The organism is Rhodoflexus caldus, assembly GCF_021206925.1.
GTDB classification, from domain to species: Bacteria; Bacteroidota; Bacteroidia; order Cytophagales; family Thermoflexibacteraceae; genus Rhodoflexus; species Rhodoflexus caldus.
Genome location: NZ_JAJPRF010000013.1, coordinates 38,258 through 61,556, shown reverse-complemented (window position 1 = coordinate 61,556; position 23,299 = coordinate 38,258). Strand labels below are relative to the sequence as shown.

The 23,299-nt window shown below is 48.4% G+C and carries 22 protein-coding genes; 8 read left to right on the top strand and 14 right to left on the bottom strand.

The features are described from left to right. Positions 1-38: 38 nt before the first annotated feature. Both NDK19_RS13305 and NDK19_RS13300 read right to left on the bottom strand, forming a co-directional pair. Complete coding sequence (locus NDK19_RS13305; RefSeq protein ID WP_250632385.1) at positions 39-476, bottom strand: type II toxin-antitoxin system VapC family toxin; 438 nt, start codon at positions 474-476, stop codon at positions 39-41. A gap of 12 nt (positions 477-488) precedes the next feature. Next, on the bottom strand, positions 489-794 hold the full coding sequence (locus tag NDK19_RS13300; RefSeq protein WP_250632384.1) for a hypothetical protein: 306 nt from the start codon (positions 792-794) through the stop codon (positions 489-491). Between the two features lie 121 nt (positions 795-915). Between NDK19_RS13300 and NDK19_RS13295 the strand changes: the two genes are divergently transcribed. Continuing rightward, a complete protein-coding gene (locus tag NDK19_RS13295) occupies positions 916-1,095 on the top strand; it encodes a hypothetical protein (protein WP_250632383.1) in 180 nt (59 codons plus the stop codon). Positions 1,096-1,369: 274 nt separating this feature from the next. Here the strand turns inward: NDK19_RS13295 and NDK19_RS13290 are convergent, their stop codons facing one another. Then, complete coding sequence (locus NDK19_RS13290) at positions 1,370-1,555, bottom strand: histone H1 (RefSeq protein ID WP_250632382.1); 186 nt, start codon at positions 1,553-1,555, stop codon at positions 1,370-1,372. Positions 1,556-1,664: 109 nt separating this feature from the next. On the opposite strand from NDK19_RS13290, the gene NDK19_RS13285 reads away from it, so the two are divergent. From NDK19_RS13285 to NDK19_RS13275, 3 genes are all read left to right on the top strand, one after another. Next, positions 1,665-1,889, top strand: a complete 225-nt coding sequence (locus NDK19_RS13285) for a hypothetical protein (RefSeq protein ID WP_250632381.1) — start codon at positions 1,665-1,667, stop codon at positions 1,887-1,889. Between the two features lie 47 nt (positions 1,890-1,936). Continuing rightward, positions 1,937-4,105 carry a xanthine dehydrogenase family protein molybdopterin-binding subunit gene (locus NDK19_RS13280; protein WP_250632380.1) on the top strand — a complete coding sequence of 723 codons (2,169 nt, stop codon included), beginning with the start codon at positions 1,937-1,939 and terminating at the stop codon, positions 4,103-4,105. A gap of 634 nt (positions 4,106-4,739) precedes the next feature. After that, on the top strand, positions 4,740-5,264 hold the full coding sequence (locus NDK19_RS13275) for a UpxY family transcription antiterminator (RefSeq protein WP_250632379.1): 525 nt from the start codon (positions 4,740-4,742) through the stop codon (positions 5,262-5,264). Positions 5,265-5,498: 234 nt separating this feature from the next. Here the strand turns inward: NDK19_RS13275 and NDK19_RS13270 are convergent, their stop codons facing one another. The 6 genes from NDK19_RS13270 to NDK19_RS13245 all read right to left on the bottom strand — a co-directional run bounded on the left by NDK19_RS13270 (position 5,499) and on the right by NDK19_RS13245 (position 16,719). Continuing rightward, entirely contained in the window at positions 5,499-6,032 is a 534-nt protein-coding gene (locus tag NDK19_RS13270; protein ID WP_250632378.1) for a hypothetical protein, read from the bottom strand. Further along, the gene (locus NDK19_RS13265) at positions 6,010-6,195 is read right to left on the bottom strand and encodes a hypothetical protein (protein WP_250632377.1); all 186 of its coding nucleotides are present in this window, start codon (positions 6,193-6,195) and stop codon (positions 6,010-6,012) included. Before NDK19_RS13265 ends, NDK19_RS13270 begins: the two co-directional genes overlap by 23 nt. Positions 6,196-6,350: 155 nt before the next feature. Further along, positions 6,351-8,432, bottom strand: coding sequence for a plastocyanin/azurin family copper-binding protein (locus NDK19_RS13260; RefSeq protein ID WP_317207174.1), 2,082 nt, complete (start codon positions 8,430-8,432; stop codon positions 6,351-6,353). 82 nt (positions 8,433-8,514) lie between these two features. Beyond that, complete coding sequence (locus NDK19_RS13255) at positions 8,515-13,182, bottom strand: PAS domain S-box protein (RefSeq protein WP_250632376.1); 4,668 nt, start codon at positions 13,180-13,182, stop codon at positions 8,515-8,517. A gap of 98 nt (positions 13,183-13,280) precedes the next feature. Further along, positions 13,281-13,757, bottom strand: a complete 477-nt coding sequence (locus tag NDK19_RS13250; protein ID WP_250632375.1) for a WbuC family cupin fold metalloprotein — start codon at positions 13,755-13,757, stop codon at positions 13,281-13,283. Between the two features lie 112 nt (positions 13,758-13,869). Further along, positions 13,870-16,719: an ATP-binding protein gene (locus tag NDK19_RS13245; protein WP_250632374.1), complete on the bottom strand. Its 2,850-nt coding sequence runs from the start codon at positions 16,717-16,719 to the stop codon at positions 13,870-13,872. A 257-nt stretch (positions 16,720-16,976) separates the two neighbouring features. On the opposite strand from NDK19_RS13245, the gene NDK19_RS13240 reads away from it, so the two are divergent. Further along, the gene (locus NDK19_RS13240; RefSeq protein WP_250632373.1) at positions 16,977-17,414 is read left to right on the top strand and encodes a GtrA family protein; all 438 of its coding nucleotides are present in this window, start codon (positions 16,977-16,979) and stop codon (positions 17,412-17,414) included. A gap of 69 nt (positions 17,415-17,483) precedes the next feature. After that, the gene (locus NDK19_RS13235; RefSeq protein ID WP_250632372.1) at positions 17,484-18,641 is read left to right on the top strand and encodes a hypothetical protein; all 1,158 of its coding nucleotides are present in this window, start codon (positions 17,484-17,486) and stop codon (positions 18,639-18,641) included. Positions 18,642-18,780: 139 nt separating this feature from the next. Here NDK19_RS13235 and NDK19_RS13230 read toward each other — a convergent pair whose 3' ends face one another. Together NDK19_RS13230 and NDK19_RS13225 are read right to left on the bottom strand one after the other, a co-directional pair. Then, the gene (locus NDK19_RS13230; protein WP_250632371.1) at positions 18,781-19,161 is read right to left on the bottom strand and encodes a response regulator; all 381 of its coding nucleotides are present in this window, start codon (positions 19,159-19,161) and stop codon (positions 18,781-18,783) included. A gap of 64 nt (positions 19,162-19,225) precedes the next feature. After that, entirely contained in the window at positions 19,226-19,441 is a 216-nt protein-coding gene (locus NDK19_RS13225; protein WP_250632370.1) for a heavy-metal-associated domain-containing protein, read from the bottom strand. Positions 19,442-19,607: 166 nt separating this feature from the next. On the opposite strand from NDK19_RS13225, the gene NDK19_RS13220 reads away from it, so the two are divergent. Continuing rightward, a complete protein-coding gene (locus tag NDK19_RS13220) occupies positions 19,608-20,096 on the top strand; it encodes a (2Fe-2S)-binding protein (RefSeq protein WP_250632369.1) in 489 nt (162 codons plus the stop codon). Positions 20,097-20,189: 93 nt separating this feature from the next. Here the strand turns inward: NDK19_RS13220 and NDK19_RS13215 are convergent, their stop codons facing one another. After that, complete coding sequence (locus tag NDK19_RS13215; RefSeq protein WP_250632368.1) at positions 20,190-20,390, bottom strand: hypothetical protein; 201 nt, start codon at positions 20,388-20,390, stop codon at positions 20,190-20,192. Between the two features lie 85 nt (positions 20,391-20,475). Between NDK19_RS13215 and NDK19_RS13210 the strand changes: the two genes are divergently transcribed. Continuing rightward, positions 20,476-21,345 (top strand): hypothetical protein, encoded by an 870-nt coding sequence (locus NDK19_RS13210; protein ID WP_250632367.1) that lies wholly within the window; start codon positions 20,476-20,478, stop codon positions 21,343-21,345. 198 nt (positions 21,346-21,543) lie between these two features. On the opposite strand, the gene NDK19_RS13205 is transcribed toward NDK19_RS13210, so the two are convergent. Together NDK19_RS13205 and NDK19_RS13200 are read right to left on the bottom strand one after the other, a co-directional pair. Then, positions 21,544-22,143, bottom strand: coding sequence for a nucleotidyltransferase family protein (locus NDK19_RS13205; RefSeq protein WP_250632366.1), 600 nt, complete (start codon positions 22,141-22,143; stop codon positions 21,544-21,546). Then, entirely contained in the window at positions 22,136-23,269 is a 1,134-nt protein-coding gene (locus NDK19_RS13200; RefSeq protein ID WP_250632365.1) for an XdhC family protein, read from the bottom strand. Before NDK19_RS13200 ends, NDK19_RS13205 begins: the two co-directional genes overlap by 8 nt. Between the last annotated feature and the right edge of the window lie 30 nt (positions 23,270-23,299).

The window sequence follows — 23,299 nt, the reverse complement described above, 5'->3', positions numbered from 1 at the left end:
TTGCAAGCCCCTGTATCGGAATGATGCAGGGGCTTTGTTTATGCCAATGGCCAAACCGTAATCAGGTTGTCAAAACGGTTGTAAGCATCGGCTTTGTAGGTAAGCAAACAACTTACCCCTGCCGATTTCATGGAAGCAACCCTTGCCGCATCCAAAATTTCGGAACTGTCGGCAAGCGAAGGCAACAGGTACTCCCAAGTATTAAGGGTGGTTTCATCATCTTGCAGCACCTGCATATGGCTGCGAAAAATATTGATATTTTTCAGTGCCACATGGATGGCATCCTGCACAGGCATTCCGTTGTGCACCGCCTCGCGAACGAATGTGTGTGTATAGGCGCGTAGCACTTGCCCGCTGGTAAACAGTTCGGAAGTTTCGGCAGCCTCGCGCAGGCGGTTCTGTGCCGTATGAAACAATGGAGAATCACTCTGTGTAGCAAAGAGCAACACATGCGTATCTACAAACACTTTTCTCATGGTATCAGCCTGCTATTCGTGATAGAAAAAATCGCGGTGGAGCGTGGCCTCGGGATGTATTTCCAGCGGCAATGCCCGGAGTTCATCTACCCACGCCGATTTAGCGGTTAGCGGTGTCGGAAGGTCGTTTTCCCACGTGCGCAATTGGATGCCTGCCTTGCTCAACAAATCAATCAGCTTTGAAGCCTCCGTAGGTTGTAGGTTTTCTTCTGCCGCTATTTTTTCAAAAAGCGTTTGTACGTCAATGCCCGCTTCCTGAGCTATCAGATTGATATTGAGGTAGCGGCGTGCCTTAGCGAAGTTTGTGATGTTTAGCATAGCTTAAAAAGTTAGTTTTGAATAAGTTAGCCCTTTTTTTGAGATTTTCCAAATTGGCAAGCGAAAATGAAAAACCGATTTGCATAACAAATCGGCTTTCCGCTTGTAAACAATATTAACTATGAAGCGTTTTAAAAACACATACAGCGGATGTAAACGCCTGTTGCCTCTGCCGCAGATTTTGGCGGAAGTACAGATGAATACTGATTTACCCGAAAAAATCTGCGAAAGCCCGCATGATTCGGATGTTAACGAAAAAAATCGTTATCAATTGCTCGCTTTATTGCTTTTTTATGCATAAAAATAACAGGTATCGAGGAATTGTCAGGTTTAAATGCCGATATTTCAACAATTTAAGCAAAGTATTTTTCGCAAATCTCTTGTGCTTTTGTATAACGCTCGAATCGGCAATTATTGCATAGCCAAGAGCGGGCAACAGTAACAGCCTGTTCAACAACATGAAATAGCAATAATTAATCTGATTAATCAAATTTTCGGAGGATTTCTTTGCCATAAAAAAAACCGAAACAGCTTTTTGGCCATTTCGGTTGTCGGTAGACGATTCGCGCAACAGGTTATTTTGCGTTTCTCTCGTTTTTAATTTCCTGAACGTGCTGACGAATGCTTTGTGCAAGGTTTTTCAAATCGAGCATGGCTTTGCGTACACGCGTACCGGCAGCCTGATTATTCTGCTCATAGAATTTGGTAAAATCCGCTTCAATGCTATCTACCAATTGCTTGATTTCACTGAATCTGTTCATAATGGTTTTCTGTTCGATTTAGTTTCTGCCCAAAATAATGGATTAAATTGCATTCAATCAAGTTTAGAGGCACATATTATCGTTTATGACTTATAGAAACCGCATTTTTATGAGAAAAGAACTCAAACTGGGAGCTTATGTGGTAGGTGTATGGCTCATTACAAAAGTTTTGGCACACGTGCTTTCATTTAACCAGCAGGGAGAAATTTACACGCACTACTACTATAACCTGTGGCCGTTCTCCTTTTTAGACCTGCTGCTGGCACTGTACCTGTTGCGGACAGTGATTGTGTTCATCATACATTTCTACGGCAACCGTCCGGCAAAAGGATAGCCGTTAAAAAAATTACTAACTTTCTGTTCTAAACACTGCTTTTGACTATGGAAACGCTGGCTCGCCGTGAATTTCTGAAGCGCTCCGCTCTGGGAAGTGCCGCCCTTGTATTGGGCTTTAGCCTGACTCCCGAAGCGCATATTCGCAATCTTTCGGGTGCGGAAGATGCATCGCTGTTCAATCCCAACCCTTTTCTGCACATCGGTACGGACGGAAAAATCATCCTGATGGCGCATAAGCCCGAAATGGGGCAAGGAACTTTCCAATCGGTTCCCCTCATATTGGCCGAAGAGTTGGATGTTCCGTTGGAAATGGTAGAGGTTCGCATGGCACAGGGCGATGAGAAATATGGCAATCAGAGTGTAGGCGGCAGTGCCAGCGTAAAAACCTCGTGGATGCCTATGCGCAAAGCCGGTGCAGCAGCCCGCCAAATGCTCATTATGGCAGCAGCGGCTCAGTGGGGCGTTAAACCCGAAGACTGTTCTACCGACGGCAAGGGTAATATTATCAATGGCCTTGTGCCGCAACAAACGGTAACCTATGCAAGCGTAGCCGCTGCGGCTGCCAAATTGGAAGTTCCCAAAGAGCCGCCACTGAAAGAGGCTGCCCAATTCCGATGGATTGGCAAGGAAACCCGCCGCCCCGATATTCCGCCTAAATGCGACGGCACGGCACAGTTCGGCATAGATGCCAAAGTACCCGGTATGCTCTATGCAAGTGTGGAACGCGCCCCGCTGCATCGTGCCAAAGTGAAAAAATGGGACGATACACGTGCAAAAAACGTAAAAGGCGTGAAACACGTCATTGCCTGCGAGCGTCAGGCCTTTGGCGTAACTACCTACGGCGTAGCGGTGCTGGCCGATTCTTATTGGGCAGCCTTGCAAGGAAGAAAGCAACTGCGCATTGAGTGGGACAACAGCGGCATTGCACCTTTCAGCAACGAATCGCTCCGCAAACAAGCCCGGCAGTTAGCCCAAACCGAAGGCCTTACCGACCATCAGGAAGGCAATGTTGCCGAAGTTTTCGCACAGGCTGCCGAAAAAGGTTACAAAACCGTAGAGGCTTTTTATGAATGTTCATGGGCTGCTCATGCACCCATGGAACCCATGAACTGCACCATTGACGTGCGCGAAAACTCCTGCGAGGTGTGGATTCCGACACAGGTACCCGGCCGTGTGCGCAACGAACTGGCCGCTTTCCTCAACATTCCCAAAGAGAACATCACCATCCACTGCCTCTACATGGGCGGCGGCTTTGGCCGTCGTCTTTTCGTGGACTTTATGATGGAAGCCGCTTACCTGAGCCGTGCCGTAAAAGCACCCGTGAAGCTCATCTGGACGCGCGAAGACGACATGACACAAGGCCCTTTCCGTCCGGGCACGTTTGGCGCACTTCGCGGCGCGGTAGATGCGCAGGGCAACCCGTTGGCAATGGAGCACAAAGTAATAGCCCCAAGCATCAGCTACGAAATGTTCCCCGAGCGCAAAGACCTCAGCAAAGTGGACAAAGGCGTAATGGAAGGCATCAGCGAGCATCCTTACCGGTTCCCGAACTTCCGCACATCGTATATCTATCAGCCTACAACCGTGCCGATTGGCTGGTGGCGGGCAGTTTACAGCTCAACTACCTGCTTTGCGCATGAGTGCTTCATAGATGAAATGGCACATGCGGCAGGGAAAGACCCGCTGCATTTCCGCTTGGCAATGACGGGCGAAAAGCACCCGCGTATCCGCACCATCTTGCAAATACTGGCCGAAAAATCGGGATGGGATAGCCTGCCCAAAGACAAAGGGAAGGGCGTAGCTGTTTGGCAATTTTTCGCCGGCATGTGCGGGCAGGTTTGCATCATGCGCAAAGACAGCGAAGGGAAACCCGTAATTGAAAAAATAATTGCCGTAATAGACTGCGGAACTGCCGTAAACCCCGACAACGTGCGGGCACAGGTAGAAGGAAGCATTGTGATGGGGCTTACACAAGCAATCAAAGATGAAATTATTTTCAAAGATGGGGTTGTAGTGCAAAACAACTTTAACAGCTACCGACTGCTGCGGATGCAAGAAACACCACCGATAGAGGTGTACATTGTGCCAAGCACCGAGCCGCCTATGGGCGTAGGTGAACCCGGCTTGCCGCCCGTAGCGCCTGCGCTTGCCAATGCATACTTCGCCCTCACAGGCAAACGCGAGCGGAAAATGCCATTTGTCATGGGTGCGTAGCGGTTATTTGCGTGCGTAGTTGAACCAACAATTATGCCTCTTCCTGTATCGTTTTTTTACCCAAAGAAGTCTATATCAACTTGCGGAGAGTTTAAAAAAATTATCCAATCTGTTGAAAATATCAACTCATACCTGACAATCTCTAAGGATTGTCAGGTATGAGCATTTACTTGTAAGCAGGTGAGCATATTAAAACGCTTTTATCCGAATCCACTGACAGGGCTTGCAGCCGCTGGCAGGGATAACCTAATAAAACTTTGTCAGTGGACGAAGTCCCTGCCAGCAGTTTAATAAGCGAAAGAAAAGAACGCAGTAAACTACTCATATGCTTAGCGCCCTGTATTTATTGATTTTCCGCAAATACCCAAAGAGGGGCTTGCGGCTGTCTGCACAAAAACAATCAGCCGATTGATGCAATGAAAAATATCCGAAAACAGCTTATTTTTCAGCCCCTACAGTCAGACTTCTGTAAGCATTTTGAGCAAAAACACATGACATAAGCAAGCGGATCGTTGCGGATGATGCGGTTTTTACATTGGATTTTTCAATCCGAAAGCTCAAATCCAAATGCCGACATGCTGTTTTATTGCACGCTTACAATCAGCCGTAGGGTGTTTGGCAGACAAACTATCGTATGAACACAAAAAAAGAAGACGCTGCATGGTTTGCAGTACATACATATCCGCGAGCGGAAAAAAAGGTAAGTCAGTTGTTAAAAGCACAAGGCTACGAAGTGTACCTGCCTTTACAGAGACAACTGCGCCAGTGGAGCGACAGGAAAAAATGGGTAGATATGCCTTTTATCCCGTCTTATCTGTTTGTTTTTACGGGGGTGTCGCAACTTTATGCCATTGCAAGGGCGCATGGCGTTGTCAGAGTGATTTACTTTGACGGCAAGCCTGTGCCAATACCCGATGAGCAAATCAACTGGTTAAAAAAAATGCTGATGCATGAAATTCCCGTTGAACTCACACAGGAAAAACTTGAACCCGGCACCAAAGTAGTTGTTACGGGCGGGCATCTGATAGGAATGAAGGGCGAGCTAATCAGTTACAAATCAGACCGAAAGGTAGTTGTGCGGTTAGAGAAATTAGATTACAGTTTAGTAGTAACCATTCCCCTCGACCTTTTGCAGGATGCCGCCGAAAGCGTCGGATAAAGGGCTGCCATGCGTTTTGCCGATATACGATAAACTTGACGGATTGCCAACACCTGTTAAGTTTAAATAATTGATTTTCAGAGATTTAAGCAAAATATTTTTTTACAAAGCATTTGTGCTCTTTTTTTACCGCGGAGTGCGCAAAGGTGCAATCGCGGAGTACGCAGAGAAAAGATTCATCATAAAAGCACTCAGCGGGCTTTGAGGTAAATTTGAAAGGTCGTTTTGAATTGCTCACTTACTTAGTGCAGACGAACCGGTGGCCGCTTGGGACAATTCCGATAGGCTTGGAGATTGTCTGTCGGTTGCTCTCTTAGGGAGTAGGAGGTTATTTTCCTTGTCCCAAAGTCTGTTTTCCTCAAAAAAATCTTCGCCTAAATCTATCAATCGCTTGCCTGAAAGAGGGCTGTTTTCCCAAATAAAGTCTTCATCCAGACTACGGTCTACATCATACCAATAGCACAAATGGATATGTGAAGGCAGCAAGGAGTTAATGTTTTTTAAACCATGGATAATTTGAGCATTGACAGGATGTTGCAGGTCAAAAATTCTGTTGTCATCGTTTTCCAGCCATTGCCTATACAACGCCGTGTACTGTTTGCGCCACTTCGCCAGATTAACCACATTGTTAAGCATTTCGTACAAATTGATGCCTTCTACAAGCGTTTTTTGAGGCAAGGCTTTTTTGTTTCGTGCTTCCCAAATAATATTCCGTACATGCGGCAACCACATGAGATAGTAGAACTTATGGTTTTTTAAATCTTCCATCTTTAAGCAGTTTAAGCGCCTTTTTAGCTTTTTTGGCGAGTTCCGCATCTTGGTTTTGTTTGGAAAGTCGCTCTGTTTCATCTGACTTCTTGTCCGGCATCTCGTTGGGAGGCTCTCGTCTGATACTCCCTAAAAGTGTTTTTTTTGATTGGGTTCGCTGCAAGAGATTCAGTCGGTGTGAGTTTAGCGACAGGTGCAGCAAATCCCGTGTCATGCGGCATATGCTGCACCATCACACAAAGGGGGAATAATATGATTCCTGCAATAACAAGCAGAGATTTTCTTTGAGCAATCACCAAAATCATAATATCCCTTTGCTTACTTCACCACTTTCAACACACCCTGCATCACAAAAGCATGGCCGGGGTAGGTGCAGACGAACTGGTAGTCGCCCGGCTCGTCGGGGGCGGTGAAGTAAATCGTTTCGCTTTTGCCCGGGCTTACCATGTTGGTATGGTACAACACGTGCGGGCTGTTGGGCACATATTGCATTTCAGGGCCGTCCACTCCTAATTTCAGGGCGGCGGTGCCTACTTCATTGGCCTTGCCGGGCATGGTCAGCACGAAGTTGTGCGGCATGTCGTCTGGGTTGCTGAACACGAGCTTGATTTTTGCGCCGGCTTTTACTTCCAGCCTGTCTTTGTCGTATTTCAGGCCGGGTTTGGTGCCCATGCTGATGGTTACATCGGGTGCGCCCCATGCGGCAGGCATTTCTGTGGTGCGCTTGGCAGATACCCGCACGGCAACTGCATCGGTGGCGGCCACATCGGTTGCCATGTGGTCGTGGGCGTGAATCATCTCAGGTGCCTTGCTTATGGGGTTGGCCTGAATGGTGGCGGCGATAACTGTCAGTTGCTCGGGTTTTACTTTTTCGCCGTCGGGGATATTGTTGAGGGTATAGTAACCGGTATCGTGCAGCAGATGATGCCCGCTGCCGTTCTTTACGCCGGTGGCCTGAATTTCGTGGATGTATTTTTCGCGAAGACCATCTACTACCAAGCGGGCTTTCATGCCGTCGGGTGAGAGAATCACGCCGCGAATGGGACAGTCTTGTTTGTTGATAATCGGGCTGCCGTATTGCCAGTGGTATTTGTAAGTGAAGCCTGAAACTTTGTAAGAGGCAACGTCTTGCGCGGTTGCTTTATTGACGGGTTGTGTAAATTCCAACTCAAAACCATCGGGCATGGCTCTTACGGTTTTGATTTCAAAAGGCGTTTTGCCCGTCCACACCAACTGTTGCAGGCCGTAGGGTTCTTTGCCTGTGCTGCCCCAGCCGCGATTGGTTTGGCCAACAAACAGCGAGCCGTCTTTTGCCCACTCCAAACGCAGTACGCCCGACATAAAGCCTTCTCTGAAATTGAAGGCCACGCCCTGATATTGCCCCTTAACCTTTTCCAAAGCTACGCGCATAATTTTGCTTTGACCTTGGTCGCCTACGAGCATTTGGCCGTCAAAGGGGCCGAATTTGCCCGGCACAGCGCCTTCGCGAGGCAGAATCATCAGAATTTCGGCAGTAGAGATGCCCAGAATGGAATGTGGCAGCCAAACGGCGGGCAGTTTTACGCCCGGCACTTTGGCGGCTGTTTCAAACTGCGGATTGTCGGAGCTGACAATCTGCTCGGGGCGCACTTTCACGGGCGACTCGGGCAGGGAAGCCCAAGCCAAGCCTGCGGGGTTGCCGCCTACGAAATCACCTTTTTCCACATGTGCAACGAAGCCCGAGCCAATCCAGTCGCCCTGATTGTCGCCGTAGAAAAATTCACCTTCGGGGCCGATGCCGATACCGCACGGCGAGCGCATACCGGTTGCAAATGGGGTCATTTTACCATCGGGAGAAATGGCGACTGCCCAACCGCGCCAAGGGGCACGGCTTCTGCCCAACCACCATTCAGGGTTCCAGAAGCCTACGTTGCCCGTGCAGTACATGGTGCCATCGGGGGCGATAATGGGGCCGTAGGTGTATTCGTGGTAATTGCCGGTCAGCGGGAAGTTGTAAACCGATTCGTAGATGTCGGCCACATCGTCTCCGTTTTTGTCAATCAGTTTGGTGAGTTCGCCGCGCTGTGCGGTGTAGAGGGCGCCGTCTTTGTAGGCAAGCCCCAGCGGTTCGTGCAGCCCTTGCGCAAACAGTTGGTAGCGCGGCTGTCCGCCCTGCATGGTGGGGTTGCTGATGAGCCACACTTCGCCGCGCCGCGTGCAGACTGCAAGTCGGCCGTCGGGGAGGGTAGCCATGCCGCCTACTTCCATTGCCACGCCTTCGGGCACGGGCAGCGTGCGGATTTGGTAGAAATCGTCTTCGGTAGGCGGCTTTTGAGCAAACGCTGTTGCCGAAAGCAGGCAGCAAACCACCGCCGCTGCTATCCGTGATTTTTTCATTCGGAAACGCTGTATCATTTTCATGGAGTTCGTATAAACGCTGTTATTGAACGTGAAATTGGCAGTTTTTCCGAAAGATAGCTAACCTGAGGGGAGGAAATTATCTTTACTCCTCCATTGCGTTGGTTTTCTCCACAATCTGATGGATGATGTCGTCGGCTTCTCGGGCAGATTGCAGCAGGTAGTCAAAGTATTCGTACAGGGCGTTCATTTTCTGATAGCCTTTTTCCATATCAATCAGGTTGAGCAAACCCAGAATATTGGCCAGCGGTCGGCGCAAAATATGCGACTGCGTAAAGGCAATGTCTTTTAGAATTTCGTTTTGCTTTTTAATCTGTTCCTCTGCTTTTTTGCGTTCGGTGATGTCGGTTTGTACGGCCATAAAGCCTGTCAGTTCGTGGTCGGCATCAAACAGGGGCTGAATTTCTATTTCCAGCCAATACACATTGCCATTTTTGCCTCTGTTCAGAATTTCGCAGTGTACGGGCTGTTGTTGGCTGAGTTTTTCGCTGATGTAGGCAACAGTGGCAGGGTCTGTTTCTTCAAATTGCAGGATTTTGGGCGATTTGCCGAGCACATCTTTCAGCGTGTAGCCCGTAATTTCGGTAAAGGCCTCGTTCACCCACAGAATGCGCCGCTTATGGTCGGTGATGATAACCGAATTAGAGGTGCGCTGTGCTACCAATGAAAGGCGCTCCAACATTTGCTCCATCTCTTTTCGCTTGGAGATATCAATCATAATGCCGCGCAGCAAAGAGGGCTTGTTGTCGGAAACAACAACGGTTACTATGTCGCGCAGCCATACCGTGCGGCCGTCTTTGGCAATAAAGCGGTATTCCAACTCGTGGGGTTCCAGTTTGTTGGAGCAGGCGATGCAGTGTGCAACCGTTTGTTCTTTATCCTTCGGGTGGAGGTGCTGTTCCCAGAAGCCCGGTTGATACCATTCTTCGGCCGAATAGCCCAACAGGCGTTCGGCCTGTTTGCTGACATAGGTAAAGCAGAAGGTCTGGTAGTCTAACTCCCAAACAATGCCGTCGGTGGAGTCCACAATGCTTTCAAAACGCTTGTGTGCCGATGCGAGCGCCAGTTCTGCATTTTTGTGCTGCGTGATGTCGTGGAACATGGCAAAAACGGCATAGGGATTTTGTGTTTCGGGGTGGTAGAGCAGTTGCGAGTTGATGGAAATCCAAGAAAGTTCGCCCGAAGGTTTGTGCACACCTATCAGCACGTTGCTTTGCGGCTGTCCGGTGCGGATGGTTACCATGGCCGGATGTTCTTCGCCGGGGAAGGGGCTGCCGTCTTCGCGGATGGCACGCCAGCCGGGGTCTAAGAAGGAAGTGCGGCCAATCATTTGCTCAAAGGTCAAGCCCAGAATTTCCTCGGCGCTGTGGTTGCAGGAAATAATCGCACCCGACATGTCTTGAATGACGATGCCTTCCTGCATGGTGCTGAGAACGGCTTCATTGCGCTCTTCGCTGAGCCGCGCCATTTCTTCTATGCGTTTCTTTTCGGTAACATCCTGATGGATGCCGATGAGGCGCAGCGCTTTGCCTTTTTTGTCGCGCTCTACCACTTTCCCTGTGGCAATGAGCCACTTCCACTCGCCCGATTTAGCCTGTTTGCGGTGTTCAACTTCATAGAATGGAGCATCGCCCTTGATACAGGCCTCAATGGCCTGCACCACACGTTCGCGGTCGTCGGGGTGGATGAGTTGCTGCCATTGCTCAAAGTCAAAATTGACTTCCTCTATTTTGTAGCCGAGTATCTCTGCCCAGCGTTCGTTGAAGCGGATTTGGCCTGTCGGCAAGTGCCAGTCCCAAGTGCCGAGCCTGCCGCCCCATATCATCATTTCCAATTGGCTCCGCTCTTCTTCCAAGGCGAGTTGTGCAAGTTTCTTTTCCGTGATGTCGCGCCCTACGCCTTGTACTTCGGTTACTTCGCCCGACGGTGCTTTGATGAGTACAAATTCCCATTCGGTAAACAAGTATTCGCCGTCAGGCCCCGGTTTGCGCATTTCAAAGCCTACGACCGCTCCTTCGGGCAGGGTGAACAGGCGGGCAACTTCGTGCTCGCAGGCGGCGTGGTCTTCCGGATGGATGGTGAAGATGTAGTGCTTGCCAATTACTTCATCCTGCTTGTAGCCGAATTTTTTGCAAAATGCTTGATTGACATAGGTATAGCGTCCTTGCAGGTCAATGCGTATTACAAAGGTGGTGTCAGAGTCAATCAGGGAGGCCAGCAGCTCGTCGCGTCTGAAAATTTCGGCTTCGCGCAGTTTTTCTTCGGTGCGGTCTATGATGCCCAGCGCCATTGCCTGTTCATTGTGATTGCGGGTGGCAGGTATGGGGTTGATGAAAAATTCATAGTAGTAAGCAGTATTCCCCGACGATGGCATGGAGAGTATTGCGGTGGCGGTTTGGCGGGTTTGTTGTGCCTCTTGCAGCAACGGCAGCAGTTGCTGTTGCAAATCAAAGGGCAGCAGGGCTATCAAATTGTTGTTGTTGTCTGCCGTTGGTCGGATGCCCGTTTTTGCCAGCAGTTCTTCCGCTCGGGGGTTCATCAACTGAATATCCCAAGATTCGTTGAGCAGGATGTTGCCTTGCTGCGTATTGTTGAAAAGTGCCTGAAACAATGTGTTGGCATGTTTTTCGGCTTCCTCCTTTTTACTCAAGTCTTCATTCATTTTCTTGATTTCGGAGTAGGCCGTTTCAAGCTCTTCGTTGGCCGAGCGCAACTCTTCATTGCCGGTTTGGAGTTCTTCATTGGCCGACTGCAACTCTTCATTGAGCGATTGGAGCTCTTCGTTGCTGGTTTCTACTTCTTCAATGTAGGTTTGGAGTCGTTGCTTGGTGGCTGCCAACTCTTGTTCCAGCTCAGGAATGCGGTCGTTCTGATTGGCGCTGTCGGTTGCTTGGGTGCTGACGGTGGGCAAAAACAGGTCTTCGGGTGTGAATCTTTCAACGACCATCATATACAAGCCGATGTTTTCGTTAGGATTTCCTAACGGGCTGCCCTGTATTCGCACGTAGTATCTCTCTCCGTTAAGCAAAATCTTTTTCATGGGCAGCCGCACCGGCTGATTGGTTTTGGTCAGTTGCATCAACACGCTTTTGAGCTCGGTGCTGATTTCGTTTGTAACCAAATTGCCGATATTGAAATTGAGTGCGCCATCGGGTATTTGCAGCAGGCCGCCAATGTTGCCCCGAGTTTCAAGAATTTGCTGTGAGGCATTGACAATCAGTATGGTATGGTTGGTGAGCGCACTGAATGTTTCCAGCAAGCGGTTGCGATAGTTTTCTTCTTTGGGTTTTTCTGTCTTTTTAATGAGGTTTTCGGTAGTTCCAAATGACCTGTATCGGAGGGAGACTTCGGCCGCTACATTTTTCTGCTTGCGGAATATTTTCAGGTTGGGTTCAACCATAGTGAAAATATCTTCCAGTTGTGCAGTGTTTTCCGATTTACCCAAAAACAGGATGCCGTCTTCTTTCAGGGCATGATAGAACAGTGGGAATACTTTTTTCTGTGCCGTTTGGTTGAAGTAAATCAACAAGTTGCGGCAACTGAGCAAGTCTATTTTCAGAAACGGAGGGTCGGAGGTAAGGTTGTGTTTGGAAAATAACACCTTTGCCCGAAGCCTTTTGTTAATGGCAAATCCTTTTTCTAACGGAATAAGGTACTTTTCGCGCAGGTGCTCGGGGATGGATTTTACCTGTTGCTCGCTGTAAATACCCCTACGGGCAATGTGTAAAGCGTCTTCATCTATATCGGTAGCAAAAACTTGCAGCAAGGGGGGAGGGCTGAATGCTTTTTCCAAGCGGTATTGCAGCATCATCGCCAACGAATAGGCCTCTTCGCCGGTGGCGCATCCGGCCACCCATATTCGGAAACGGTCTTGCGGGGTCAGTGTATTGATTTTGGGCAGCAGTATTTGTTCCAGTTTTTCAAACATATCAGGGTCTCTGAAAAACTCTGTTACATTAACCAGCAGGGTATGAAAAAGTGTTTCCGCCTCTGTCGCGTCAGTTTTCAGCAAGTCCACATAGGCTGCTAAGTCTCTGACGTGTTTTATCATCATGCGCTTTTCTACCTTGCGAAGAAAACTTTTGGGTTTGTGAAGCGAAAAATCGGTATTGAATTTTTCGAGCAGCAGGTCGTATAAATCGTCTAAGGCGGAATGTTGCTGAGCGGGTGGTTCTTCGTCGTCGAGCAAACAGTGGCGGATATGCTCGCCGATTTGTTCGGGCGCAAGAACGAAATCGGCCTGTCCGGTTTGCAGGGCTGCCATGGGCATACCGTCGTAGCGTGCTGTGTCGGGCTTCTGAACGATAACCATACCGCCTTTGGCTTTTACGGCCTGTACGCCTTTTGCCCCGTCGGTTCCTGTACCGGAGAGAATAACGGCAATGGTATTTTTGCCATAGGTATTTGCCAGCGAGGAAAACAGTAAATCAACCGAAGGTTTAGGCACTTGGGTGAGTAAAGGCCTTGTGAGGCAGATGCGCCCGTCTGTTACCTGAATATCGCAATCGGCAGGGGCTACATAGACCCTGCCGGGTATAATTTCCTGTGCGTTTTTTGCTTCTATCACCGGAAAGGTAGATTTTTTGGCAAGAATTTGCGACAGCACGCTTTTGTAGTTCGGGCTGAGGTGCTGTGCAATAATCAGACTTGCGTGCTTTTCTAAGGGTGCAGGGATGCCTGCTACCAACTGTTCCAAAGCTTCAAGGCCTCCGGCAGATGCGCCAATGCCAATAACTATTTGGTTTTCAGGCATGTAATATGTAAAATCAGAAGGTTGACGGCAACAAAACGGGTTAAAAGAGAGGAAGCAATTATGCTTTCTCAAATTAAAGCAAAAAATATTAAAAAGCCCTATTTAATGCTGTTAATCCATTGGAGCAGGCCATTTAAATAGGCTTCGCAATCGGCATTACCTTCCGGGGGGGCCCATGCGGCAAATTGCTTGTCGGTCAGCACATCGTAGGGGCCGTCTTTCAGTTCGTAACAAACCGTTCCGCTTTTTAACACTACAAGTGTGTGGAAGACTCCGGCCGGTATTTCCACACCCATACATTCGCCGCCGGCCGTAAGTATCCGACACTCGTGGGGTGTGCCGTCGTTGTGGAAGGTAATAACAGCAACTTCTCCGCTTAAAACAATAAATGCTTCGCGCTTGTCGGGGTTTTCGTGTTTATGGGGTTGTACATAGGTGCCCGGCTCCATGGCGTTCAACATGCGGTTGATGGGGTCGGCAAGGTCTGTGTGGAAGTTGTGATTGGCGCGAAGGCGCGGCGATGCCTTTGCTTTTTGGCTGAGGGATTGGATAAGCGCTCGGTTGATGGTAATCATAGCCGGAGAAGATAAATTTTATGGGATAAGGTCTGTAATGGTTGGGGTAAAACAATCACAGGCACACAACCGCTTGCGAAGTTAGTGTGCCTGTGGGTCAAATGCACGTTTGCTACTTGCCCGACACCCGTTTCAGGATGGTTGCGGCGCGGTAGCAAAGGTTTTCTACTTGTGCCAAATGTTCTTCCAGTTGTTCGGGTTGCAGCTTTTCCCAAATGGCCTTGCCGTTTTTGTAGGCGGTAAGTTCTTGTGCAAGCGCATGGAATTGCAACAGGGAAATATTGGATTGCATACGATGTACTGCGCGGCTCAGCATTTCCGTATCGTGCTTTTCAATGGCAGCGCGGTACTCAATCGGGAATTGTTCCAGCGATTCGAGATTGAGGCGAATAAAGTCGCGCATAAATTCTTCCTGCCCGATTTGTGCGATAAAAGGAGCCAAACTGATTAATTCGCTTTCTCCCCCCTCTGCTTTATGGGTGGCATTGGCGGCATCGTCTTGGGTTGCATCGCCAAAGTGCAGCGGACTGATACCTAAATAATGCGCCAGTTTGTCAAACAAATCGTTGGGTCTGAATGGCTTAGGCACATAATCGTTCATGCCGCTGCGGAATACCTTATCAATCATTGCCTGCCCGGAGTCGGCAGAAAAGGCAATGATAGGCATCTGGGCGGAGTATTTGCCTTCTTTCTTACGGATGGTTTCGGCGATGGTATAGCCGTCGGTATCGGGCAGTTGCAAGTCGAGCAGCAGCAGGTCAAAGTGCTCATCGGCCAGTTTTTCATAGACCTGTTGGCCTGTTTCGGCAAAGGCAAAGGTAGCGTTCCAATTTTGCAGGTATTGCCGCACTACGAGCTGATTTACGTGATTGTCTTCCGCTACCAGAATTCTACAGCCGCTGAGGTCTTGCAAGAGTATGCTTGCGTTGTCGTCGGTATGCAATACGGAGCTTTGCTGTTCGGAGGCCAGCGGGAATGTGAGCACAAAGCTGAAAGTAGCACCTTTCCCTTCGGTGCTTTCAACCACAAGCCGTCCGCCCTGTGCTTCCACAAGCAATTTGGAGATGGCCAGCCCCAGCCCCGTGCCGCCGTACTTCTTGCTGATTTCGGGAGAAGCCTGTGCAAAGCGTTCAAAGATGCGTTGCTGTTGTGCTTGCGGAATACCGATACCGGTATCGCGCACCTCAAAGCGGATGGTTACCGTGTCGTGCTGGAGGGTGAGCAATTCGGTTGTCAGGCATACTTCGCCCTTTTCGGTGAATTTGATGGCGTTGCTGAGCAGGTTGCTCAATACTTGCGACAGGCGCACGGCATCGCCTACTACGTGCAGCGGTGTGCGCGCATCTAATTTGAGTTTGAGCGCAAGCGATTTTTCTTGTGCTTTGGGTTGAAATAATTGTTCTAAGCCGTGCAGCAACTCTTTGATGTTAAAGGTAAGCAGCTCTAATTCTAATTTACCCGATTCAAGTTTGTTGAAATCCAACACGTCGTTGAGAATCACCATCAAGTTGTCGGCTGCAAACTTGAGAATTTTGATTTTTTCTAACTGCTGCGGGTCTTTTACCTCATACATGAGCAGGTTAGCCATCCCGATAACGGCGTTCATCGGTGTGCGGATTTCGTGGCTCATGGTAGAGAGGAACTGCGATTTGGCAATGACGGCCTGTTCTGCCTCCTGTTTTGCCTGCTCCAATTCCATTTCACGGTGTTTGCGGTCGTCAATATCCTGTAAAAGCCCCAGAATGCGCGTAACCCGCTCTTGGTCTTTGGAGAAGACTGCATGACGCAGTTGCATCCACTTGTAGCCGCTTTGGTTGGGATTGCGCAGGCGAAACTCTACTTCTACCATACCCACTCTGCCGCTTACCACCTGACCAACCGAGCGCTCTAAGGTATCCAAGTCTTCGGGGTGAACCAACTCCGCAACTTTTTCCAAGCGGAAAGGCGTGAAATACTTAGCGTTGTCGCCAAAAAAATCGTTGAGATGTTCGTTTTGGAAGGTAAACGAGTTGCTGTTCACATCGTAGAGGAACAGCAAATCGGGGATGGATTCGGCTACTTTACGAATCAGTTTTTCGGTTTCTACCAGTGCCTGTTGTGCTCTTTTTACTTCTGTCAGGTCTGTAATTACGGCAATGAAGTAGTTTTCGCTGGGCGTATTGATGCGTGAAAGCGAAAGTTTGGCGGGGAACTCGTCGCCTCTGGTGTTTCGCATCACCACCTCTAAATAACAAACCTGTTGTACGCTTTCTTTTGTCCAAATCGGCAAGGCGTTTACCTGATGTCCTACAATAAACCCTGCCAATTCTTTGCGGTATTCGCGCGCCAGAAAGTTTACCAAATAGTGCAGTTGCACCTTGTGCGGAGTCAGTTGTAACAGTTCCATGCCTGCATGGTTCATCATGGTCAGCCTGCCAAAGTTATCTAAGGTGCAAATGGCTTCGGAGGCATTTTTGATGATAAAATCTAACTGGTTCCGATGGTATTCTAATTGATGGTTGGTCTCGCGCAGCTCTTCCAGACTTGCCTTCAACTCTTCCTGATGATTGCTCAGATTTTCGTTGAGGTGGATAACTTCTTCGTAGATGCTGCGCGATTCGGCTTCGCGCGCTAGCCATTCGCTCACATTGCGCACGCGCAACATAATGCGGTTTGCATTGGTGCGGCGCGCATTCAGCTCGACCCACAGTATGGCACTTTCGTTGTTGGGCTGTTTAATGCGACAGGTTTGTTTGAACGGAATTTTGGTAGCCCAGTTTTTGCGAAGCTGGTTGAGTTCGTTAGGCTCAAAACTCTGCCAAAAAATATCATTATTGTCTAATAAATCCTCCGGTGTACATTGCCAGATATTCATAACAGCTTTGCTGGCATAGACAATATGATTCCCTTCAAAGAGCAGATAACAGTCATCGGCAACATCTAAGATTTCCTGCAGCACATCGGTTATCGATTGAGGCTCCATAGCTCTCCAATTTTGATAGATAAAAAGTAAATAAAGTTTTCAAAAGTTGAAATAATGAATTTTGGCTGCCGATTCTATTTTATAAAAAAACGATGAAATAGGAAAGTTTACGAATATAAAGATAAACACTTTTCATGTAATAATTCACACAAACAATATAAATTTTCTAATCTTAGCCACCTATATTTGTGCTATTATTTGTTTATTAACGGCTTAATAACGTAATTGGTACGTGCAATATAATATGTAATGTTTTTATGATAAATAAACTTTTAGCAATTTATTACAGCAACGAATTGTACCGGCAGGTATTGCGTTTCGGTATCGTTGGAGTGCTTTCGGCCGCCGGTGAATTTGGCCTTTTAATTTTACTGGTAGAAAAATTCGGCTTGGGTTACATGCAGGCAAACTTCATTGCTTTTTGTTTTGTGGTCATAGCCAATTATATCGCCAGCAGGTTGTGGATATTTGGTGCCGGTTCTTTTTCAAAAGGGGTGGAGTTTGTCAGTTTCTTTGTAGTGGTGCTTATCGGGTTGGGTATCAATCAGTTGTCCATGTACTTCTGGGTTGAATCCTTCGCGTTAGACTATCGGATTGCGAAAATTCTGGCATTGGCACTGGTAATTATTTGGAATTTTCTTGCCAAGAAGTACTTCGTATTTCGCAGACGCAAACCCGTAATAGTAGAGGCATAAGCCTGATTTGCTTTTTTGGAGAAGAATTGCCTAATTGTAATCAGGTATGCCTTAATAAATCGCTTTCGTATGTTTTCGGAACTTAGCCATCGTTCGGTCAATTGGATTGACGGCATGAAAATAGCCAGGAAGCACTTCCTGGAAATGGAAAATTTTACCATTGACCGCGTGCGCGATGCCATTGCATTGGGGCTGAGCAGCCACAGTTATGGTCTGTTGCCTTCGGAAGGCAGTAAATCCTACGAAGTATTTATCAGTTGCGACTATACGCAGCAAATCAATGTAAAAGTGGTCAATTGCCGGGCTGTTACGGCCGACGGCTGCCGCATTGAAATCATCCAAAGCGACGATTTGGTGCTGAACACTTCTTACAGCCAATTGTTGCAACAGTACAACATTCAGCCTTCCAAAGAAAACATATTTTACGTGGTGCTGAGTGTGGATTTGTTTGCCCGCCAACCTGCCGGCGAGCCGCAAATGGAAGAACATCCGCCGCGCCATCCTTACACCGTACCGGGCTACAAAGTAAGCATTGTTCCCGCCAGTCAGATTCAAACGGCTTCTTTCAACGTTTCACACCTGATTATTGGTAAAATTATTTACCAAAGCGGCGAACTCAAACCGGTGCGCAATTACATTCCTGCCTGTATGGCAGTAAACAGTTTTCCGCTATTGATGGAGAGCTACCTCAGCTTTGCCTCCTTGCTCAACGATTTGGAAACCTACGCTTTTCGCATTGTGCATAAAATCCGCAGCAAAAGCAAAAGCACCCTTGGCGAGAGTATCTACTTTGTGCTGGAAAAACTGCTTTTCAGCATGTCCGATGAAATCATTGCTTTCCGCTGGTTTATGCCTCACAAACCGCCCGTGGTAATGATGGAGTTTCTGTTACAACTCATCCAGACACTGAAAACAGGTATCAATCTGCTGCCCGACAAAGACCGCGAAGAATTGCTCGGTTATTTTGCCGAGTGGTCGGGGGTAGCTTCCGGCGCAATAGAGTTTAAATTGGATACACTGATTACACTGCAATATAACCACGCCGAAATTGCGCCCATCATCAGCGAAATAGATGACTTCATGCGCCTGCTGGTAGATTTATTCGGAAAGTTAAGCCAGTTGGAGTTTATTGGTAAGCGGAAAGGACAGCAAACCGTTTTTGTTGTGGAAAATCCGGTTGTGGAGGCTACGCCCGTAGAAAAGAAAAACCGATGGAGCCCGATTTAGCGTCGGTTTATCGCCCGCGCTTCGGCAGATGAAAGTAATTGAGTGCTGATGTACCTTTTCAGTTTGTCGCTTGTATGCGCTCCACAGGCGACGAACTGTTGCATATAAGGGGCTGCTACTGCAACCCTCCCATCTTAACTTACGAATTGGTTTCTCCGAAAATTTTGTGAACTGTTTGTAGAAGTTCCTGCGGATCAAAGGGTTTTTCAAAATAGGCATACGCACCCATTTCCATGCATTTTTTACCCGCTTCCTCTTGGCTGAAACTGGAAAGCATAATGATGGGCACATTGCCGTAAATACCGCTGCTGTGAATGTTTAGCATAAACTCTATGCCACTGATATAGGGCATATTAATATCGCAAATGATGACATGCGGAATATTACCCTCATCCAGCCAAGCGGTAGCGTGAATGACATCGCCAAAAGATTTGACACTAAACTTGTCAGCAAAAATCCGCTCTAACAAAAAACGAATGGCTTTGTCATCGTCTATAACCAAAATAAGCGGGTTATTCATCTGCTTGATTGCTGTTCAAAAAAATATAAAGAAGTTGTTTGTTTTATTCGGACTTACCCGCAGCCTAAGATAAAGGCTCTATTTTGAAGCCGGCCTTTTTCACAGCTTCCACAACCTGTTCGGGAGAGTCTGTTGCTGTTTGTACCGTTAAAATTTTTTGCGGATTGGTAGTATCTACCGACCATGTTTCTATAACTTCAACAGCATTAATAAAAGGTGTAACCTTGGCAATACAGCCGCCACAGTTAATATTAGTGGCAAATTTGTGTGTTTTTGACATAGCTAAGCGGTTGAATGAGTAAGTTAATCAATAATTCCATAGCAAATTTAGTTATCAATTGCGGCTTTTTATCAATATCGGCCACTGATTAAAAAAACAAGCGCATATAGCATTTTCTCAGCCGCAATTTTTAACTTTGACTATAACGTTTAAAATCCGCATTGTTATGGCTGCCATTACGCTTACTATTAACGGAAAGGATTACCAAATGGATATTGACCAGCAGATGCCGTTGCTGTGGGCTATCCGCGATTTTGCCGATTTAACCGGTACAAAATTCGGATGCGGTATTTCGCAGTGCGGCGCATGTACGGTGCATATAGACGGTAAACCGATTCGCTCGTGTACTTATCCTGTCATGGCTGCGCAGGGCAAAAAAATTACAACCATAGAAGGTATCAGTGCAGACCTGAGCCATCCGGTGCAGCAGGCATGGATAGCCGAACAAGTGCCGCAATGCGGTTACTGCCAGTCGGGGCAAATTATGGCGGCCGTAGCCCTGCTTAAAGAAAAACCGCAGCCGACCGACGAGGATATTGACAAAGCCATGCAAGGCAATCTGTGCCGTTGTGGTACGTATCCACGCATTCGCAAGGCCATCCACCGCGCCGTTGCCATGATGCAGGGGCAACCCGCCAAAACTGACGGTAAATAGTGCCTGCATATTAGGCCTCTTCGGCATACACTCCCGACAGGTGTTCGGCATCTGTTGGGAGTGTATTTTTCTGACTGTTAAGTTTTTACCCTATTAATCTTCGTCGGAATCCGTGTCATCGCTTACCTCATCATCGGCTGTCGGGTGGAGTTTCCAAGTGATGCCGCAGGTTTTTGACCGTGTGTCTGCTACTGTCTGACGAAAGTCGGGGATGTAGGTTTCCTGAACTTGCTCTTCTGTCGGAGAAACTTCTTTGATACTGATTTCTTCTTTTGGTGATTTTTCGCTTTCCATTTTTTATCTTAAAGGTCAATTACAGAACGTGTAAAACACGCGATGAGTTCTGCCGATTGTGAATCACTGAACATTAAAAATAACCATGGAACCACTGAACAAAGAAGCCCGCAGCAAAGCAGTTAAAAAATTTTTGGGAACATATTTGTTGTCGTTGATGCTGCCGTTGGGGGCAATGTTTTTTTTACTGCGAGCCCCCGAGGGCTATTTAAAAGAAGAAAATCAAGCCTTGCAGAAAAAAGCGGCGACCTATGAACGCCTGCTTTTAGAAATGGATTCGCTGGCGCGGCAAGTAGGTTATCTCTACGACTTAGACCAGAAAATGGACGGTATGCCACAGGCCGATATGCAACGAGCCTCGCTGGCAGCACAGGCAAAAAACTATGAGTCGGTCATGCTGCGGCTGATAGAGGAAGGCAAAACCGCACCTCGTCCGGAAATTTCCAAAGCCGAAAACGGGTATTATGCCAACGCGCTGGGGGCATTCAATACGCTGGCAGCATATCGCATCAAAATAGGCAGTTTGCAGGAAACACTCGCCTCGGCAGGTGATGCCGTGAAGCGCATAGACGAACTCAAAAGCGAGATTGCAGACCTGAAACGCCAAATAGAAATGAAAGACCTGCAACTGGCTATGAAACAAAATGCAGGCGGCGGTGGGGGCGGCGGCAATAAACCTGCTCCCGATAATTCGGCGGCATTGCAGGCTTCCTTGAAGCAATGCGAAGACGAAAAAACGTCCATGAAAACCGAAATGACAGAGCGCATTGAGTTAGGCAAAGCCGACGGTTTGCGCAGTGCAGCCCTTAACAAGAAACTGTTTGAACGCAGCGAACGCGGCAAACTGCGCGATGCTGCTTGGGAAATAGCCAAGGCCGTACACGACCGCACCCGCGACGAGGAAGTTAAGCGCGATGCCAAAGCATTGATGGATCAAATTGCAGTGATTAAGTAAGTGGATGAAACTGTCGGCAGGGACTTTGTCCACCGACAGCGTTTTCTTAGGATATCCCTGACGGCAGATTTATACAAAAGCATATTTTTGAAAATCAAGTATTTAGACCTGAGGGGGCTCCGATACCTGTCAGGTCTAATGCATAAATGACCAAGTCGGCATTCATTCGTATTAGCTGCCTTTGCCGCAAACGCAGGGTTATTCCTCCGCAAATTGGCGGTACTGCTCGGGGGTGTCTAAATCAATTTCGCCTTCGGGAAAAGGGACGGCGGCAATCATATCGGCAAACTGCCCGATGATTTTGCGCGCACCGATATCGCCTTTGAGGTGGTAGAGGTACTCAAAAAAACTTTCGTCGAACCACGCCGGCACACCTTTGACACCATTGGCATAAACAGAGGCCACAATCGGTGATGTGCCTGAATCGGCTTTTTGTAAAATCTGTTGCAACAGTTCCACGCTCACAAAGGGTTGGTCGCAAACCATAATGAGTAAACCTTCGGCCTGTTGTTTGTGTGCCCACTTTGCCGCAACTGCAATGGAATGTGCCATCCCTGACTCCCAATGCGGGCTGTAAACCGTTTGTACGGGTAAATCCGCAACGGCTTGTTGCACTTCTTTGTACTGCGAACCGGTGATAACGGCAACATTTGCCGCACCTGCCCCCAGCGCCATTTTTGCAACATGTGCCACTAACGGCTGCCCGCGCCAGTTGAGCAGGGCTTTGTGGCTGCCCATGCGCGAAGATGCGCCGGCGGCTAAAATGGCAATAACGGTATTATGAATTGGTTCAGGCATGGCTGTGGATAGGTTGGTTGCGGTATTTCAGGCACTGCCCGTTGCGATTGCGGAAGGCGGCCATTACTTCGGCAACAATGGAAACGGCGATTTCTTCGGGTGTTTCTGCGCCAATATCCAGCCCGATGGGGCTGTGCAGTTTTTCTTCAAATAATTCTCTTTCGGCACTATTCAGGGCGGAAAGTTCAGGGGCAAGCTCCGCCAGCATTTTATCGCCGCGCTTGCGAGGCCCCAAAATGCCGATGTACCGAACATCGCTACGGAGCAACTGCCGCAAAATGGCAAGGTCGTACTTGTAGTTGTGCGACATCAGCACGGCGGCAGACCATTTGTTGAGTTCCAATTGTTCTACTGCCACCTCGCGGGGAATGGCACATACGGCATCTGCCATCGGGAATCGCTTAGGGCCTACGTGCGCCACGCAATCGTCCGTTACGGTAACATCCCAACCCGTGGCTTTGGCAAGCGCAACAACAGGTGCTACATCATAGCCGCCGCCAAAAATAACCAATCGGACGGGCGGTTGCAGCATTTCCACAAAAACATCGGCATAGCCTTCTCCTTCTGTCAGGCGGACGAGTTGGTTGCGCCCCTGCATGAGCATTACGGGCAGTTGTGCGAGCAGTTGTGCCTGAATGCCCGAGTGGGAGAGGTGTAAAACGGTTTCGCCGCTTTGGTAGTAGCGCTCGCCAACCTGTAAAGGCAAGCCGCTGACCGCCGTAACGGTAGCCACTACTTCCGGCCTGTTTTTCCCGATGAAATTTTGAAGGATGGCAAAATGCCCGAATCGGTCTTGCGCATCAATAGGTTCTATGAGTACGTCAATAATGCCGTTGCAGCCCAGCCCGACGCCAAGCGCAGTGGCGCTGCTGTCGTCCATGGTATCGTAAGTAACCACCTCGGGCTGCCCTGAAAGAATGACCCTGCGGGCTTTGCGCAAGGCATCCCCTTCTAAACAACCGCCTGAAATAGCACCTGTCCAGCGTCCGTCGTCTGTCATGAGCATTCGCGCACCCGGGCGGCGGTAGGCAGAACCTTCTACCCGAATTACGGTTGCCAGCGCTGCCTTGCGGAGGCTGAAGTCAATGGCATGATACGCTTCTGTCAGTCGCTTGATTTCCTGCATGGTGGCAAACTTAATGAATTTCTGAGGGCA

Bases quoted from the DNA above. Each gene is read 5' to 3' on its own strand.
- NDK19_RS13215 (WP_250632368.1), bottom strand. From the start codon at position 20,390: ATGGAAAGCGAAAAATCACCAAAAGAAGAAATCAGTATCAAAGAAGTT.
- NDK19_RS13225 (WP_250632370.1), bottom strand. From the start codon at position 19,441: ATGTCAAAAACACACAAATTTGCCACTAATATTAACTGTGGCGGCTGT.
- NDK19_RS13270 (WP_250632378.1), bottom strand. From the start codon at position 6,032: ATGGAAGATTTAAAAAACCATAAGTTCTACTATCTCATGTGGTTGCCG.
- NDK19_RS13290 (WP_250632382.1), bottom strand. From the start codon at position 1,555: ATGAACAGATTCAGTGAAATCAAGCAATTGGTAGATAGCATTGAAGCG.
- NDK19_RS13240 (WP_250632373.1), top strand. From the start codon at position 16,977: ATGATAAATAAACTTTTAGCAATTTATTACAGCAACGAATTGTACCGG.
- NDK19_RS13295 (WP_250632383.1), top strand. From the start codon at position 916: ATGAAGCGTTTTAAAAACACATACAGCGGATGTAAACGCCTGTTGCCT.
- NDK19_RS13275 (WP_250632379.1), top strand. From the start codon at position 4,740: ATGAACACAAAAAAAGAAGACGCTGCATGGTTTGCAGTACATACATAT.
- NDK19_RS13220 (WP_250632369.1), top strand. From the start codon at position 19,608: ATGGCTGCCATTACGCTTACTATTAACGGAAAGGATTACCAAATGGAT.
- NDK19_RS13200 (WP_250632365.1), bottom strand. From the start codon at position 23,269: ATGCAGGAAATCAAGCGACTGACAGAAGCGTATCATGCCATTGACTTC.
- NDK19_RS13235 (WP_250632372.1), top strand. From the start codon at position 17,484: ATGTTTTCGGAACTTAGCCATCGTTCGGTCAATTGGATTGACGGCATG.
- NDK19_RS13205 (WP_250632366.1), bottom strand. From the start codon at position 22,143: ATGCCTGAACCAATTCATAATACCGTTATTGCCATTTTAGCCGCCGGC.
- NDK19_RS13300 (WP_250632384.1), bottom strand. From the start codon at position 794: ATGCTAAACATCACAAACTTCGCTAAGGCACGCCGCTACCTCAATATC.
- NDK19_RS13245 (WP_250632374.1), bottom strand. From the start codon at position 16,719: ATGGAGCCTCAATCGATAACCGATGTGCTGCAGGAAATCTTAGATGTT.
- NDK19_RS13250 (WP_250632375.1), bottom strand. From the start codon at position 13,757: ATGATTACCATCAACCGAGCGCTTATCCAATCCCTCAGCCAAAAAGCA.
- NDK19_RS13280 (WP_250632380.1), top strand. From the start codon at position 1,937: ATGGAAACGCTGGCTCGCCGTGAATTTCTGAAGCGCTCCGCTCTGGGA.
- NDK19_RS13230 (WP_250632371.1), bottom strand. From the start codon at position 19,161: ATGAATAACCCGCTTATTTTGGTTATAGACGATGACAAAGCCATTCGT.
- NDK19_RS13285 (WP_250632381.1), top strand. From the start codon at position 1,665: ATGAGAAAAGAACTCAAACTGGGAGCTTATGTGGTAGGTGTATGGCTC.
- NDK19_RS13255 (WP_250632376.1), bottom strand. From the start codon at position 13,182: ATGCCTGAAAACCAAATAGTTATTGGCATTGGCGCATCTGCCGGAGGC.
- NDK19_RS13210 (WP_250632367.1), top strand. From the start codon at position 20,476: ATGGAACCACTGAACAAAGAAGCCCGCAGCAAAGCAGTTAAAAAATTT.
- NDK19_RS13260 (WP_317207174.1), bottom strand. From the start codon at position 8,432: ATGAAAATGATACAGCGTTTCCGAATGAAAAAATCACGGATAGCAGCG.
- NDK19_RS13305 (WP_250632385.1), bottom strand. From the start codon at position 476: ATGAGAAAAGTGTTTGTAGATACGCATGTGTTGCTCTTTGCTACACAG.